The organism is Allomuricauda sp. M10, assembly GCF_020782875.1.
In the GTDB taxonomy this organism is placed as follows: Bacteria; Bacteroidota; Bacteroidia; order Flavobacteriales; family Flavobacteriaceae; genus Flagellimonas.
In genome coordinates this window covers 824,059-840,039 of the sequence record NZ_JAJGBN010000002.1, presented here as the reverse complement: position 1 = coordinate 840,039, position 15,981 = coordinate 824,059, and the positions used below count along the sequence as shown (strand labels likewise).

At 44.3% G+C, this 15,981-nt stretch carries 12 protein-coding genes; 9 read left to right on the top strand and 3 right to left on the bottom strand.

Annotation, left to right across the window (positions count from 1 at the left end; all coding sequences use genetic code 11):
- The first annotated feature begins 1 nt into the window (after position 1).
- The 9 genes from LKX84_RS08875 (at position 2) to LKX84_RS08835 (ending at position 12,345) form a co-directional block, all read left to right on the top strand.
- Positions 2-442: a YybH family protein gene (locus LKX84_RS08875; protein ID WP_228236797.1), complete on the top strand. Its 441-nt coding sequence runs from the start codon at positions 2-4 to the stop codon at positions 440-442.
- Between the two features lie 125 nt (positions 443-567).
- On the top strand, positions 568-1,701 hold the full coding sequence (locus LKX84_RS08870; protein WP_228236796.1) for a P1 family peptidase: 1,134 nt from the start codon (positions 568-570) through the stop codon (positions 1,699-1,701).
- 176 nt (positions 1,702-1,877) lie between these two features.
- Entirely contained in the window at positions 1,878-3,482 is a 1,605-nt protein-coding gene (locus LKX84_RS08865) for a type I restriction-modification system subunit M (protein ID WP_228236795.1), read from the top strand.
- Positions 3,475-4,581 (top strand): restriction endonuclease subunit S, encoded by a 1,107-nt coding sequence (locus tag LKX84_RS08860; protein WP_228236794.1) that lies wholly within the window; start codon positions 3,475-3,477, stop codon positions 4,579-4,581. Before LKX84_RS08865 ends, LKX84_RS08860 begins: the two co-directional genes overlap by 8 nt.
- Before the next feature lie 49 nt (positions 4,582-4,630).
- Positions 4,631-4,969, top strand: coding sequence for a type II toxin-antitoxin system RelE/ParE family toxin (locus LKX84_RS08855; RefSeq protein ID WP_228236793.1), 339 nt, complete (start codon positions 4,631-4,633; stop codon positions 4,967-4,969).
- A gap of 24 nt (positions 4,970-4,993) precedes the next feature.
- Positions 4,994-6,085 (top strand): HigA family addiction module antitoxin, encoded by a 1,092-nt coding sequence (locus LKX84_RS08850; RefSeq protein ID WP_228236792.1) that lies wholly within the window; start codon positions 4,994-4,996, stop codon positions 6,083-6,085.
- A 2-nt stretch (positions 6,086-6,087) separates the two neighbouring features.
- Positions 6,088-9,747, top strand: a complete 3,660-nt coding sequence (locus tag LKX84_RS08845; RefSeq protein ID WP_228236791.1) for an HsdR family type I site-specific deoxyribonuclease — start codon at positions 6,088-6,090, stop codon at positions 9,745-9,747.
- A gap of 216 nt (positions 9,748-9,963) precedes the next feature.
- Positions 9,964-11,103 (top strand): SPFH domain-containing protein, encoded by a 1,140-nt coding sequence (locus LKX84_RS08840; RefSeq protein WP_228236790.1) that lies wholly within the window; start codon positions 9,964-9,966, stop codon positions 11,101-11,103.
- Positions 11,104-11,250: 147 nt separating this feature from the next.
- On the top strand, positions 11,251-12,345 hold the full coding sequence (locus LKX84_RS08835; RefSeq protein ID WP_228236789.1) for a DNA helicase PriA: 1,095 nt from the start codon (positions 11,251-11,253) through the stop codon (positions 12,343-12,345).
- A 256-nt stretch (positions 12,346-12,601) separates the two neighbouring features.
- Here the strand turns inward: LKX84_RS08835 and LKX84_RS08830 are convergent, their stop codons facing one another.
- The 3 genes from LKX84_RS08830 to LKX84_RS08820 are packed head-to-tail and all read right to left on the bottom strand — an operon-like array spanning position 12,602 to position 15,971.
- Positions 12,602-13,696, bottom strand: a complete 1,095-nt coding sequence (locus LKX84_RS08830) for a lactonase family protein (RefSeq protein ID WP_228236788.1) — start codon at positions 13,694-13,696, stop codon at positions 12,602-12,604.
- A gap of 51 nt (positions 13,697-13,747) precedes the next feature.
- Entirely contained in the window at positions 13,748-15,124 is a 1,377-nt protein-coding gene (locus LKX84_RS08825; protein WP_228236787.1) for an MATE family efflux transporter, read from the bottom strand.
- Positions 15,125-15,179: 55 nt separating this feature from the next.
- Positions 15,180-15,971: a DUF3050 domain-containing protein gene (locus tag LKX84_RS08820; RefSeq protein WP_228236786.1), complete on the bottom strand. Its 792-nt coding sequence runs from the start codon at positions 15,969-15,971 to the stop codon at positions 15,180-15,182.
- Between the last annotated feature and the right edge of the window lie 10 nt (positions 15,972-15,981).

Here is a 15,981-nt window from a genome sequence, read left to right as displayed (position 1 = left end):
AATGAAAAAAGCGCTGTTTCTTCTACTTGTTCTGCCCTTATTTTGCGTTGCCCAGACTTCGAAAGAACAAGAGGAAAGGGCCGCTATTGAGCAAGTGCTTGCCACCCAGCAAACAGCTTGGAACAATTATGATATTGAATTGTTCATGGAGACCTATTGGAAATCCGAAGAACTGACCTTTTATGGCAGTTCCGGGGTGGTAAAAGGTTGGCAAAGCACCTTGGAACGATACCAAAAAAGCTACCCGACCCAAGAGCATTTTGGCCATTTGGAATTCGTCCTAAATGACATTTCCAAAATAACTGATGATGCCTATACCGTCATGGGAGAATACCATTTGACCAGACCGGTGGGCGATATCCAAGGCATTTTTATGTTGGTGCTTAAAAAAATTGACGGATCGTGGAAGATCATCGCGGATACTTCGTGTAAAGTGGAGTAACCAAAGTACCTTTCACAAAATAATTATAGGGGCCTAGGCCCCTTTCTTTTTTAATGCCATCGACTTTTGGGGTTTCCTTTTTGATGGAGAATGGTTAAATTGGATGCTATATGCCATCAACCCAAATGAAAAGAAAACACCATAGCTTATTTCTTATTTTTCTGATTCTATTTCCATTGTTCACCATGTCACAAAACCGACTTAGAGATTACGGAGTTGCCATTGGGGTGCTCCATCCCGGAACCTACAATGCCATTACCGATGTTCCTGGCGTTCAGGTGGGCCATACAACTTTGATCGAGGGCGATGCCATCAGAACAGGGGTAACCGCCATACTTCCGCATTCGGGAAACATCTTTCAAGAAAAAGTGCCTGCGGCCATTTATGTGGGCAACGGATTTGGTAAGTTGGCCGGTTATACCCAGGTGAAGGAATTGGGGAATCTGGAAACACCTATCATCCTCACCAATACCTTGAGTGTCCCCACGGCCGTCAATGCCGTGATTGGATATACCTTAAACCAATCTGGGAATGAAGAAGTCCGTTCCGTAAATGCTGTGGTGGGAGAGACCAACGATGGCTACCTCAACGATATTCGGGGACGACATGTCAAAGAAACTGATGTGCTGCAAGCCATTCAAAATGCAAGTACGGGACCTGTTGTCGAAGGCAACGTAGGTGCAGGAACAGGTACCGTTTGTTTTGGTTATAAGGGAGGGATTGGAACTTCTTCGCGAGTATTGCCGAAACAATCCGGAGGCTATACCGTGGGTGTATTGGTGCAGACCAATTTTGGTGGCGTGTTGCAAGTGGCCGGTGTAGAAGTCGGTAAAAAATCGGGACATTATTCCAACAGTTTTAAATATTCCTCTGATGGTTCCTGTATGATGGTAGTATTGACCGATGCGCCTTTGGATGCCCGAAACCTGGAACGCTTGGCCAAAAGGGCGATGCTGGGCCTAGCTCGAACCGGAGGCATTGCGAGCAACGGAAGTGGTGATTACGTGATAGTCGTTTCTACTGCCGAGGAATGCCGCATTCCCTATGAAAGTGAAAACCCGATTCAGGCCGTACCAACTTTACGCAATGAAGCCATGACTCCCTTGTTTTTGGCCACCATCGAGGCCACGGAGGAAGCCATTCTCAATTCGCTTTTTGCTGGCGAGACCCTGACCGGACGGGATGGGCACAAAATCGAGGCGCTCCCCAAGGAAAAAGTGTTGGAAATGTTGAAGGAGGCGGGGAAATTGGAGGAATAGCCCAATTTTGGGCATTTCCCATTGTTTTGCTATCAAAACTTCATAGCCGTTTTAGAGTAAATCCCTAATCACCATTGGAATTTTTTCCGGTTACGGGTTTCTGTTTTTTCTTTAGTGTAGAATGGTTAAATTGGTAATCTTTTACCAACTCCCCAAAAATTTAATTAGACAACTAAATGGCCAAAACTATCTCTGAGGAACCCTTGGAAAAACAACTATGGAAAGCAGCCGACAAGCTGAGAAAAAACATTGATGCTGCGGAATACAAACACATTGTTCTTGGACTGATTTTCTTGAAATACATCTCGGATGCGTTTGAAGAGCTTTACGACAAACTCAAATCCGGTAAAGGAGAATATGCCGGGGCTGATCCCGAGGATAAAGACGAGTACAAGGCTGAAAATGTATTTTTTGTTCCTCCATCGGCCAGATGGCGTTTTATTCAAAGTCATGCGAAGCATCCCACGATAGGAAAGTCCATTGATGAATCCATGGATGCCATAGAGCGTGAAAATGCATCTCTAAAAGGAGTACTGCCCAAAGTATATGCCCGCCAAAATCTAGATCCAACCAGTTTGGGAGAACTGATTGACTTGATTGGAAACATTGCGTTAGGTGATGCCAAAGCCCGAAGTGCGGATGTCCTCGGACACGTATTTGAATACTTCCTTGGGGAGTTTGCCCTGGCTGAAGGTAAAAAGGGCGGACAGTTCTATACGCCAAGAAGTGTTGTTGAACTCTTGGTTGAAATGCTAGAACCTTACAAAGGCCGAGTTTTTGACCCTTGCTGTGGCTCGGGTGGAATGTTTGTGCAGTCGGAGGAGTTTGTGACCAGCCACCAAGGGAAAATCAATGATATTTCCATTTACGGGCAGGAAAGCAACCAAACCACTTGGCGATTGGCCAAAATGAACTTGGCCATCAGGGGCATTGATAGCTCGCAGGTAAAGTGGAACAATGAAGGCTCGTTCTTGAATGATGCCCACAAAGACCTAAAAGCCGATTACATCATTGCCAACCCACCGTTTAATGTGAGTGACTGGAGCGGTGATCTGTTACGCACCGATGGCCGTTGGAAATATGGTGTACCTCCCACAGGTAATGCCAATTACGCTTGGATCCAACATTTCCTGTACCACTTGGCACCAAGTGGACAAGCAGGTTTTATATTGGCCAAAGGGGCCTTGACATCCAAAAGTGGAGGGGAAGGCGACATTAGGGCAGCACTGATAGAAGCAGACTTGATCGATTGTATTGTAAACCTACCGGCCAAGTTGTTTTTGAACACCCAAATCCCTGCTTCACTTTGGTTTATGAGCCGTGACAAAACTGGAAAATTCCCCTCTTCCGGAGGGGTGTCCGTAGGACGGGGTGGTCAAAGAAACCGTACAGGAGAGATTCTCTTTATTGATGCCCGCAATTTGGGGCACTTGATCAACCGTAGAACCAAAGTACTTTCTGAGGAAGACATACAAACCATTGCCAACACCTACCACAACTGGCGCAACAAATTCCCCTCCGATGGAGGGATGTCCGAAGGGCGGGGTGGTTATGAAGATATAAAGGGCTTCTGTGCTTCTGCCACCAAAGAGCGGGTAGCCGAACTGGACTATGTACTCACACCCGGCCGCTATGTGGGCTTAGCGGAGGAAGAGGAGGACTTTGACTTTGCCGAACGCTTTACCAGCCTAAAAGCTGAGTTTGAAGCCCAACTCAAAGAAGAAGCCGAACTCAATGAACGTATTGCCGTTAACCTTCAAAAAGTAAAGATTGATGAGTGAGTGGAAGGAAACAACATTGGCTGAACTATGCTCTGATATTTCCTATGGATATACCGAAAGTGCTAAACAGGAAAAGGTCGGACCAAAGTTCCTTCGCATCACTGACATAGCAAATGGAAGGTTGAATTGGGATTCAGTTCCATATTGTCCAATTACAAAAGAAAATTTCAAGAAATATCAATTATTGCCAGGGGACATAGTAATTGCAAGAACTGGGGCTACTACAGGGGCAAATTATACAATCAAGGAGAATGACCCGAAGGAAGTGGTTTATGCATCCTATTTGATTCGATATCAAATTGATAAAAATTTAGCAGACCCCTTTTTTATCGGCCAACTACTTCGTTCCCAAAGCTGGAGCGATTATGTGGATGCAATTGCTGGAGGTTCAGCACAGCCTGGAGCAAATGCAAAACAGTTAGGAAGTTTTGAAATTTTATTACCGAGTTTATCTGAACAATGCTCAATATCAGAAGTCCTTTCCAGCTTAGACGACAAAATAGACCTGCTGCACCGCCAAAACCAAACCCTGGAGCAACTGGCGGAGACGCTGTTTCGGCATTGGTTTGTGGAGGAAGCGAATGAGGATTGGGAAGAAGGTGTTTTGGGGGATTTAGTAGATGTGAAATATGGCAAGGACCATAAAAAACTATCAGATGGAAATATCCCTGTTTATGGTTCAGGTGGTTTTATGCGTGCGGTTGACAAACTGCTATTTGAAGGAGAATCAGTATTAATTCCACGAAAAGGCACTTTGAATAACGTGATGTATGTGAATGAAGCTTTCTGGACAGTGGATACCATGTTCTATACGATTATGAAAAGAAAGCACATTGCTAAGTTTATTTATCAATTTATCAAGCAGAAAGATTTAGGGTCCATGAATGTCGGTTCAGCTGTGCCCAGCATGACGACGGCTGTTCTTAACAACATGCCAATCGAAATACCCCCGGATGATTTATTGGAGAAATTCGATGGAGTAGTTTCAGAATTTTATGGAAAAATCAAATCAAACCAAACCCAAATCCGTACTCTTACCGCCCTGCGCGATACGCTGCTGCCCAAGTTGATGAGTGGGGAGGTAAGGGTTTCCGGATAAATGATTTTGACTTACATTTGATGTAAATTAAAAAATATATACCTTTGCAGTGGAAATAACCTTTGATGATAGTAAGCTGGAAAAACTGGCGAACGACTTTAAGAAGTGCCGAAAGCAAATGGGGCAAATTCGTGCAAAGCTCTACAACAAACGTCTTGGAGACCTTCGCAACGCGCTTACCCTTGAAGATGTTCGCTACTTGCCCGGGCATTACCACGAACTCACAGGCGACCGCAAAGAACAGTGGGCTTGCGACCTTGACCAACCGTACAGGCTGGTATTTGAACCACACGAACAACCCATTCCTACAGATGAAAACGGCAAATATATCTGGCTTCAAATCAAAGGAGTGGAAATCATAGAGATTACCAATTACCACGGTAAATAAGAAACAAAGCGAACACAGAGCAACATGGCAACTAAAAAGAATCAATATCATCCGCAAATAGCTTTTCATCCCGGCGAAACCCTTGCAGAAAAGTTAGAGGAATTGGGTATGGGTCCTAAGGAGTTTGCTATCCGTACAGGAAAGCCTGAAAAAACGGTAATTGCCATACTAAAAGGCAAAAGTAGCATCACTCCCGAAATGGCGGTACAGTTTGAACATGTCCTGAAAATCCCTGCTCACTTTTGGCTGAATATGCAGCGTAACCATGATGAATACGTTGCCCGTGAAGAGCGTCAGGAATTACTGACCGAGTCCACGGAATGGGCAAAATTATTCCCTTTTGCCGATATGGTTAAAAAAGGATGGATATCTAGAAAAACCACCATTGAAGAAAAAACTTCAGCGTTGTTGGCATTTTTCAGCATCAGCAATCATAATGCCTGGGAAGATTACTATTTCAATCAGCAATTAAAGGTTGCATTCCGTATTTCGTTGGCACATACCAAAGAACCTTATGCTATTTCCGCATGGTTGCGAAAAGGTGAGCTACAGGCATCTGAATTGCCCACTAAACCTTACAGCGATAAAGCCTTCAAAGCTGCCCTACCCGAAGTAAAAAGTATAATGGCCAAGCACCCTGAAAATTTCTTCAAACAACTTCAAGCACTATGCTTGGAAGCTGGAGTTAAAGTGGTGCATACCCCTTGTATCAACAAAGCGCCTATAAATGGAAGCACCCGCTGGCTGAATGATACGCCACTGATTCAATTAACAGGTAGATACAAACGAAATGATAGTTTTTGGTTTACCTTTTTTCATGAAGCTGGGCATATTTTGCTACATGGAAAAAAGGATATTTTTTTAGAAGACGTTGATTATTCAGATAAAGACCTAGAAAAGGAAGAAGAAGCAAACAATTTTGCGATCAAATGGACTCTTTCAGATGAACAAGAAGAAGAAATACTACAACAATCTTCACTAACTGAGAATGATGTCTTGGAATTTGCTGAAAAATTCAATACTCATCCTGCCATCATTATTGGGCGCTTACATCATAAAAAACTGTTGCATCCCTCAAAGGGCAGACAGTTTATTGAACCTGTAGAATTAGAGTAAGTTTGAGTAGAATAACCGAACATAGCATAGAAGGTTTTGCCATCAAATTATTGGAGCATTTGGGCTATGAGTACATTTATGCCCCAAGCATTGCCTATGACGGCGAAAATCCAGAGCGTAGTTCCTACGAAGAAATCCTGCTCACCCATCGCATGGCAGAAGCAGTGCGAAGAATCAACCCAACCATTCCCCCAGCTGCACAAGAAGAAGCCATTAAAGAAATCCAACGCATACATTCACCCGAGCTATTGACCAACAATGAAAGTTTCCATCGGCTTTTGACGGAAGGTATTAAAGTCAGTTATCAAAAAGATGGGCAGCAAAGAGGCGATTTGGTTTGGCTAATCGACTTCAATTCACCCAAAAACAACGATTTTATAGTTGCCAACCAATTTACGGTGATCGAGAATGGCGTCAATAAGCGCCCGGATATCATTCTTTTTGTCAACGGTATTCCTTTGGTGGTTATTGAACTCAAAAATGCGGCAGATGAAAATGCGACCATCAAATCAGCATTTCGGCAAATAGAAACCTACAAGGCCACCATTCCAAACCTGTTTGCATACAATGCATTTTGTGTCATCTCAGATGGATTGGAAGCCCGAGCAGGGACACTATCATCCGGCATGAGCCGTTTTATGGCCTGGAAATCGGCAGATGGCAAAGAAGAAGCATCCCACCTTGTGAGCCAAATGGAAACGCTCATTAATGGCATGCTGAACAAAGGAACTTTATTGGATTTGGTCAGGCACTTTATTGTTTTTGAAAAATCAAAAAAAGAAGATGCCCAAACAGGCATAACCACTATTTCAACGGTCAAGAAATTAGCGGCATATCATCAGTACTATGCCGTAAACCGTGCAGTGGAATCTGCCATGAGAGCCACAGGTTACAATTCCCCTCCTGAGGAGGGGTGGTCGAAGACCGGGGTGGTCCCAAACCCACGAATCAAAGAAATCACCAGAGCCTCTAAAAACTACTTCTCCCTTCCTTACAATCCAAAACTCAAAGAACGGGCACGCGAACTTCGCAAAGCGGGAAACCTTCCTGAAGTACTCTTTTGGAATCAAGTAAAAAACAAGCAGTTCAAGGGTTATGACTTCGATCGACAAAAAATTATAGGCAATTACATTGTTGATTTCTACTGTGGAAACTGTCAGGTCGTCATTGAGATAGATGGAGCAATCCACGATTTTCAACAAGAATATGATGCGGATAGAGATAGTTTTCTACAAAGTCTAGGCCTTACAGTAATCAGGATACCAGCAGTTGATGTATTAAACAAGCTAGACCATACCATTGAGTCCCTAAAAAACCACCCCGCCCTAACGGACACCCCTCCTCAGGAGGGGAATTTTGTAATGGAATCACCCGAAAACTATGGTGTATCGGGTGTGAAATCTCAACCCAAAGGCGACCGAAAAGGTGGTGTGGTTTGGCATACCCAAGGAAGTGGCAAGTCCCTTTCCATGGTATTTTTCACGGGTAAAATCGTTTTGGCTTTGGACAATCCTACTGTTGTGGTCATCACCGACCGTAACGACTTGGATGACCAACTCTTTGATACCTTTGCCGCTTCCACCCAATTGCTGAGACAAGAGCCCAAACAAGTAGAAAACCGAAGCGACCTAAAAGAAAAACTCAAAGTAGCTTCCGGCGGTGTCATTTTTACCACTATTCAAAAGTTTTCACCCGAAGAAGGCAATGTGTATGAAACCCTTTCCGAAAGGGAAAACATTGTGGTCATTGCTGATGAGGCTCACCGGACACAATACGGTTTCAAGGCCAAAACAGTTGATGACAAAGACGAGCATGGCAATGTCATTGGTAAGAAAACCGTGTATGGATTTGCCAAGTACATGCGTGATGCTTTGCCCAATGCCACCTATATTGGTTTTACAGGAACACCTATTGAAAGCACAGATGTAAACACCCCTGCCGTTTTTGGAAACTACATTGATGTCTATGACATTGCCCAAGCTGTAGAAGACGGTGCAACCGTTCGCATATATTACGAGAGCCGTTTAGCAAAAGTGAACCTAAGCGAAGAAGGCAAAAAACTGGTAGAAGAACTGGATGACGAGTTGGACGGAGAAGAACTCACTGAAACCCAAAAAGCCAAAGCAAAATGGACACAGTTGGAAGCCTTAATTGGCAGTGAAAACCGTATCAAGAATGTAGCTAACGATATCATTCAGCATTTTGGCCAACGCCAAGAAGTATTCGAAGGCAAAGGAATGATTGTGGCTATGTCCAGAAGGATTGCCGCTGATTTGTATGCCGAAATCATCAAGCTAAAACCAGAGTGGCATTCAGACGATTTGGACAAAGGCGTGATTAAAGTGGTAATGACTTCATCATCTTCGGATGGACCGAAAATCGCCAAGCATCATACAACCAAGCAACAAAGAAGAATGCTTGCTGACCGAATGAAAGACCCGGATGATGAATTGAAACTAGTCATCGTACGGGATATGTGGCTCACAGGTTTTGACGCTCCAAGTATGCACACGCTTTACATCGACAAACCCATGAAAGGCCATAACCTAATGCAAGCCATTGCGAGGGTAAATCGTGTCTACAAGGACAAACCCGGTGGTTTGGTAGTGGATTATTTGGGTATTGCTTCCGATTTGAAAAGGGCTTTGTCATTCTACTCTGATGCTGGTGGAAAAGGTGACCCAACTATTGCCCAAGCCCAAGCAGTTGAATTGATGTTGGAGAAGCTGGAAGTTGTATCGCAGATGTTCAATGGCTTCCCCTATGAAGATTATTTTCAAGCGGACACGGGCCAAAAACTATCCATGATTCTAGCAGCTGAAGAATATATTCTTGGTCTAGAAGATGGTAAGAAAAGGTACATCAATGAAGTCACCGCTCTTTCAAGAGTTTTTGCTATTGCCATTCCACATGAACAAGCAATGGATGTGAAGGATGAAGTTTCTTTTTTCCAAGCAGTAAAAGCTAGATTGGCAAAATTTGACAGCACTGATTCAGGTAGGACCGATGAGGAAATTGAAACAACCATACGCCAAGTTATAGATCAGGCCTTAGTTTCTGAACAAGTAATCGATGTTTTTGATGCTGCGGGTATCAAGAAACCGGACATTTCGATACTATCAGAAGACTTCTTGATGGAACTTAAAGGTATGCAGCATAAGAATGTTGCATTGGAAGTTTTGAAGAAGTTACTCAATGATGAGATAAAAGCACGTTCCAAAAAGAATTTAGTAAAGAGTAAGTCGCTCAAAGAAATGTTGGAGGATTCCATCAAGAAATACCACAATAAGATTTTGACCGCTGCCGAAGTGATGGACGAACTCATCAAGTTGAGCAAGGAAATCGTGAACATGGACAATGAGGCAAAGAAATTGGGACTTTCTGACTTTGAGTACGCTTTCTACACCGCAGTAGCAAACAACGATTCTGCAAAGCAACTAATGCAACAGGACAAGTTAAGAGAGCTTGCCATTATTTTGACCGAGCGGGTAAAACAGAATGCATCAATCGACTGGACCATCAAAGAAAGTGTTCGGGCGAAACTCAAAGTTATCATCAAACGGACCTTGAGACAGTACGGTTATCCACCGGACATGCAAAAACTAGCAACAGAAACAGTATTGAAACAAGCAGAGATGATTGCAAAAGAACTCACTATTTAGAACTTTAATTGTAACAATCTCCCTTCTTTTCACACTAACCTAACGGAAACCTTCCACACTTTTTTTAATTTTAAATACATTACAAGGATTCAAATAAAATAATAATATCGTCACCCTGAATTTATTTCAGGGTCACACAAAAATTTAAGACATTTAAAAAGAAGAAGCTGAAACGAGTTCAGCTTGACGGAACCCACTAAATTAAAACACTAGACCATGGATATTTTTGGAAAAATCAAGGAAAAACTCAGTAACGAGTTTATTGATATTATTGAGTGGCTCGACTACACCGACGACACCATCGCGTATCGGTTTGAGCGCTACCAGAACGAAATCAAGAACGGGGCAAAACTGATTGTCCGTGAAGGGCAGACTGCCGTTTTCATCAACGAAGGACAACTCGCCGATGTGTTCACCCCCGGTACGTATGACCTCACCACCCAAAACCTGCCCATTTTGGCCACGTTGAAAGGATGGAAATACGGTTTCAACTCTCCTTTTAAAGCAGAAGTATACTTTGTAAACACCCATTTGTTCACCGATGAGAAATGGGGCACCAAAAGTCCCATTACATTAAGCGACGACCGTTTTGGACTGGTAGAGATCAGGGCCTTCGGCACATACGCTTATAAAATTGCTGATGCCGGCAAGTTCATCAAGGATATAGTGGGCACTGATAGCAACTTTACCAATTTCGAGATAAACGAGCACTTAAAAAGTTTGATCGCCACCCGCTTTACGGATACTGTGGGAAAGGCCAATCTTCCTATTGAATTATACGCTGCCAACACCACCGAACTTTCCGATACCTGTCGCGAAGTGATGGCCCCCGAATTTCAAACAGTGGGAATCTCCTTGGAGAAATTCTATATTGAGAACGTCTCCATGCCCGAAGAACTCAAAAAAGAGATTTTCGAATACAGTCGAATCGACAAACTGGATCTGGACAAATTGGCCAAGTTCAAAGCAGCCAAGGCCATCGAAGCCGCTGCCCAAAATGAAGGTGGAACTGCTGGTGCCGGAATGGGAATGGGAATGGGCTTTGTGCTTGCCCAGCAAATGGGCAACCTAATGGGCGGTGCCACGCAAGCTGCACCCCAAGCCACAGGACAACCCGCTGCCGGGGCCGTTCCTCCACCAATGCCTGCGCAAACGCTTTACTATTATGCCGTGAACGGCGCTCAGCAAGGACCCGTGACGTTTGAACAACTGCAATCCCTTTTTGCCAACCGTACCGTTAACCGCGACAGCTTGGTCTGGAAACAGGGCATGGCCGCTTGGACCTCTTTAAAGGATGTGGAAGAACTGAAATCGTTCTTGGGCGGCAATACGCCACCGCCATTGCCAACGGAATAGTTTTAACCATGTCATGCTGAACCGTTATTTGGAGATGATCCCTGAGCGTAGTCGAAGGGGTCGTCGAGAAACAGGTGAAGCATCTCCTATGTATTAATCGTAATTGAATGAGATTCTTCGTTTCACTCAGAATGACAACATAAGCCATTGGAAGAACCTACCATCCAAAAATCAGAACTCAAAAAGACCTGCGTCAATTGCGGGGCAGAACTCACATATAAACCTGGGACTACCAGCATTACCTGTGAGTACTGTGGCCATGAAGAGGCCATCGCCCCAAAAGAAAATGGTTTTGAGGAACTGGAGCTGTATCCCTACCTCAAGGAAATGGGGTCGCAAAGGCACAGCGAGGAGATTTCCATGCTGCATTGCAAGAATTGCGGTGCCGACCAACATGTGGAGGAAAATTACAAATCGCTCCATTGCGTGTATTGTGGCCAACCTTTGGTTGTGGAAGATGCCTACAAGGAAAGTTGGATCTTGCCTGGGGCGGTTTTACCGTTTCAAATTGATAAAAACCAATCGTTCCGCATTTTTAAGAACTGGGTGAACCAATTGTGGTTTGCCCCTAACAATCTGAAAAAGGCCGCTCTGGATCCTCAATTTACCAAAGGGCTCTATCTACCCTATTGGACCTTTGATGCACAACTATATGCCACCTACATCGGTCAGCGGGGGGAATATTATTATGAAACGCGAAGGGTTAGGAATGCCAATGGTAAAATGGTGACCCAACAGGTTCGGAAGACGCGTTGGTATCCAGCATCTGGCCAAGTTTCGGGTTTTGTGGACGATACCCTGATCAAGGCCTCCAAACAAAAATCAGGCAGGATTCCGGGCAAGATTGCCTATTGGGATTTGAAAAAATTGCAACCGTTCGATAGTGGGTACCTATCCGGTTTTGTGACCGAAAAGTATACCATTTCATTGAACGAAGGACATCTGCATTCCAAAGAAGTGGCCCGCGATATTGCAACCCGTTGGTGCATGCAGGATATTGGGGGAGATACCCAAAGGGTAACCTCCATGAACATGAATCTTTCCGAAGAAACCTTTAAACACATCTTATTGCCCGTTTATGTAAGTGCCTACAGGTACAATGGCAAGGAATACAATTTTTTCATCAACGGGGAAAACGGGAACATTTCAGGAACTCGACCTTATAGTTTCTGGAAGATTTTCTTCACGGTGCTGTTGGGCTTGATCGTGATTGGAGTGATTGTTTTACTATCCAAAAAGTAGCTCCAGGTCAGTTCGAGTGGTTCCCGAAGGGAAGTGTATCGAGAACCTTTTACTTCGTTTTTGTCATACTGAGGAGTCCTTGAGGACGACGAAGTATCTCCTAACCAATCAAGGGATTCTTCGCTCCGCTCAGAATGACAATCGGCGTAGTTCTCCTTCACCATTACTTGTCATGCTGAGGAGTCCTTAGGGGCGACCAAGTATCTCCTACCTGATACTGAGATTCTTCGCTTTGCTCAGAATGACAGTGTGACCATTACTCAAAAACCAAACACACTGGATTGGGCATTGCGATCTCGTTCAAAAAGGTCAATGTCCCGCTATCCGCATTTCTTTTAAAAACAGTAATGTTGCTTGACCTTTGATTGGCCACCAACAAAAATTCCCCAGTGGGATCCATAGAAAAATTACGGGGCCAATCCCCTTGAACGGATTCCCTTCCCACCAAAGTCAATGTCCCATTTTCAGGATTTACTGAAAAGATTACAATGGTATTTTCACCCCTGTTGGAACCATACAGGAATTTCCCATCGGGGGATATATGAAGGTCGGCACAGGCATTGTTTCCTTCATAATTCGGGTCCAAGGTTTTCACTACTTGGATTTCTTGGTAATCTCCTGCCATGTCATTTTCAAAAACGGAAATGGTGCTGTTCAATTCACTGATCACATAAAGCATCTTTCCGCCTTCACCAAAGGTGAAATGTCGTGGACCTGCACCATCAGGAAAGGATATACTGGATTGGGAACTTGGAACAAATTCGCCATTTTCTTCTTTATATCTTTTTATGGCGTCCAATCCCAAATCGGTCACCATCAATCCATCGGCAGTGAATTGGGCCATATGGGCATGGGCGGTTTTGGTGGTGTCCAATACTTTGTGATCGATAATTTGTGGGGCATCTCCCAATGAACCATCAGCATTCAATGTAAAAAGGGCCACATTGCCTCCTGTGTAATTGGCCACGGCCAAATGTCCATCCCCAGAAAGGGAAACATGACACGGATGCTCGCCTTGGGTTCCCATGCTATTCTGAATTTTCAACACCCCATCATTCAGGGTAAAAGCAGTAACCCCGCCACCCAAACTATCAAAATCGGCGGTTTCTTGAACGGCATACAGATTTTTATGGTCTTTGGAAAGTGCCAAATAGGAAGGATTGGTCAATTTAGCTGCCAATTGTTTATTGGTCAACTCGCCCGTTCCTGAATCAAAGGTATAGGTATAGATGCCTTCGCTATCGCCATCGGTATAGGTGCCAACAAAAAGGGTGTACATGGGTTTTTCTTCAGGTTTTTCTTTACAGGCCAATGCGAATACAATCAGACTGGCAAAAAGTGCTTTTTTCATGTTTGTTCCGTTACGCGACCCAAATTACACATTCTTTGGGAATGCCAATCTTTAGGTAAGTTCCTTCTTTATCTCTTTTCCCAAATAGATGCCTGTGACCACCGTGGCCAACACATCAGCAATGGGAAACGATAGCCATACCCCGGTTTCTTCGAAAAACTTGGGCAACAACAAAATCAACGGAATAAAGAAAAAACCTTGACGGGTCAGGGTCAATAATAAGGCTGGAATTGCTTTCCCCACAGCCTGAAAATAAGCGGCACCTATCAATTGAAGGGCAATAATGGGCGTGGCCGCGAAAACCAATCGCATGGCAAATGGGGTATGCTGTAACACAAATTGGTTGGTGGCCAATTCTTCCGGAGATAGTCCAGGTCGATTACTCAGGAACAAGGCGGCCAACTCGCCTGGGAAAAGCATCAAAACCACAAAAACCAAGGTAGCCACCAATGCGGCATACTTGATAGCCGTGTAAATGGATTCCTTGACGCGGTCGTAATAAGCAGCTCCAAAGTTGTAGCCCGCAATGGGCAAAAAGCCTTGTGTGACCCCAAAAACAGGGAATAGGGCAAACATCAACATGCGACCGATAATGGCATAAACCGCCACCATGGGTTCCCCGCCCAGATTGTACAAGATGTTGTTCATCAGCAGGTAGGTGATACTGGTAACTGCCTGTCTTGCAAGGGTTACAAATCCCAACGAGCTTATTTCACGAAGAATGGCCGGGTCCAACCCAAAATGGGACAGACTTATTTTCAATTCCGAATTTTTGGATAGAAAAAAGTAAAGAATGTAGCCAAAACATAATAGATAACCTACTGTGGTGGCCCATGCGGCACCTTCCATACCCCAATCAAAAATGTAAATGAAAACGTAATCCATCAACAAGTTGCCGACGGATGGAATGATCATGGCGATCATGGCAAACTTGGGTTTCCCTTCGGCACGGATCACCGTGTTTCCCATCATACAAAGGGCCAAAAAGGGCACTCCGTACAAAATGATGGTATAATAGATTTTAGCGGGCTCAAAAATGGACCCTTTCCCTCCAAATGCAGGAATCAGGTTGTCCACATAATACAGTCCAAGGGCCACCATGGTCACTGTGACCAAGAGTGTTAATGTAATCTGGTTCCCGAACGTTTTTAAGGCCTTTTCATGGTTGTTGGCGCCCAAAGCTCTGGAAATGATGCTGGACCCACCGATACCGATGGCCATACCCAAAGCGGCAATAAAAAAGGAAACGGGCAACACCACGTTGATGGCGGCAATGGCAATGGAACCTATCCAATTGCCTACAAAAATGGAATCGACCAATACGTTCAGTGACATCACCAAAATACCGATGGATGCCGGAACGGCCTGTTTGATCAATAATTTTCCGATGGGCTCTTTCCCGAGTTCGTCAGAGGTAACTTTGGCCATGCCAAGGATTGTTCTTTTGGTGTAAGTCTAGCGTGAACTAACCGTTCCCTCAAATCTACAACGCATCCACCAAATTATCCTTGTTCTCGGTGAGTTTTTTGGCGATGCTGTCCCAAAGTCCGATTCTGCGCTCCAAAGCATTTTTGCTGAAGTGGAAGACTTCCTCCCATTTCTGCTCATCGGAACCACAAAGGACCTTGATCATTTTAACAGCCAAGGGGCCGTGTTCGTCACCGTCAAGCTCAATATGTCTTTTCAGGTAATAGGAAAGTTTGGCGTATTTGCTTAGACCGTTTTCTCCGGATTGCTCAATGATGCCCAAAAACATATCCGGAATCAAGTCTTCCCTTCCGAAGGTAAAGGCGGCAGCAATGATATGGGGTTGTCGGGTATTGATGGCCTCAAAAGTGAATTGCAAAAAATCCTTTTCCGCTTGGTCCAGATCTGTGTTTTCAATTTGTTGGGATATGTGCTCCAAATCGGTAAATGTGGAGATGACCTGTAATACTTTGGATGTATTGGCTTCCACTTCTTCCATGGCATCCAAGTACATTTCAAAATGGCTTTTGGCCACACCCACCTCATTGAAATCACTTTCCTCTTCCAATACGATCTCATTGATAAATCGGGCCACGGACGCATCCGAAGCCGGTTTCCAAGGAAGGGAGGTACAGGTCAAATGTTGTTGTAGCGCCTTCAATAAGGACATGAAATCCCAAACGGCATACACATGGCTTTCCATAAAAATCTTGATGTCATCCACCGATTCCAGTTGGGCATAGAGGGGATGGTTTTTCAGTTGGTCGCGTACTTCTTGTAAGTGATGCTCCAAGTGTTCCATTTTCATAAGGCAATTT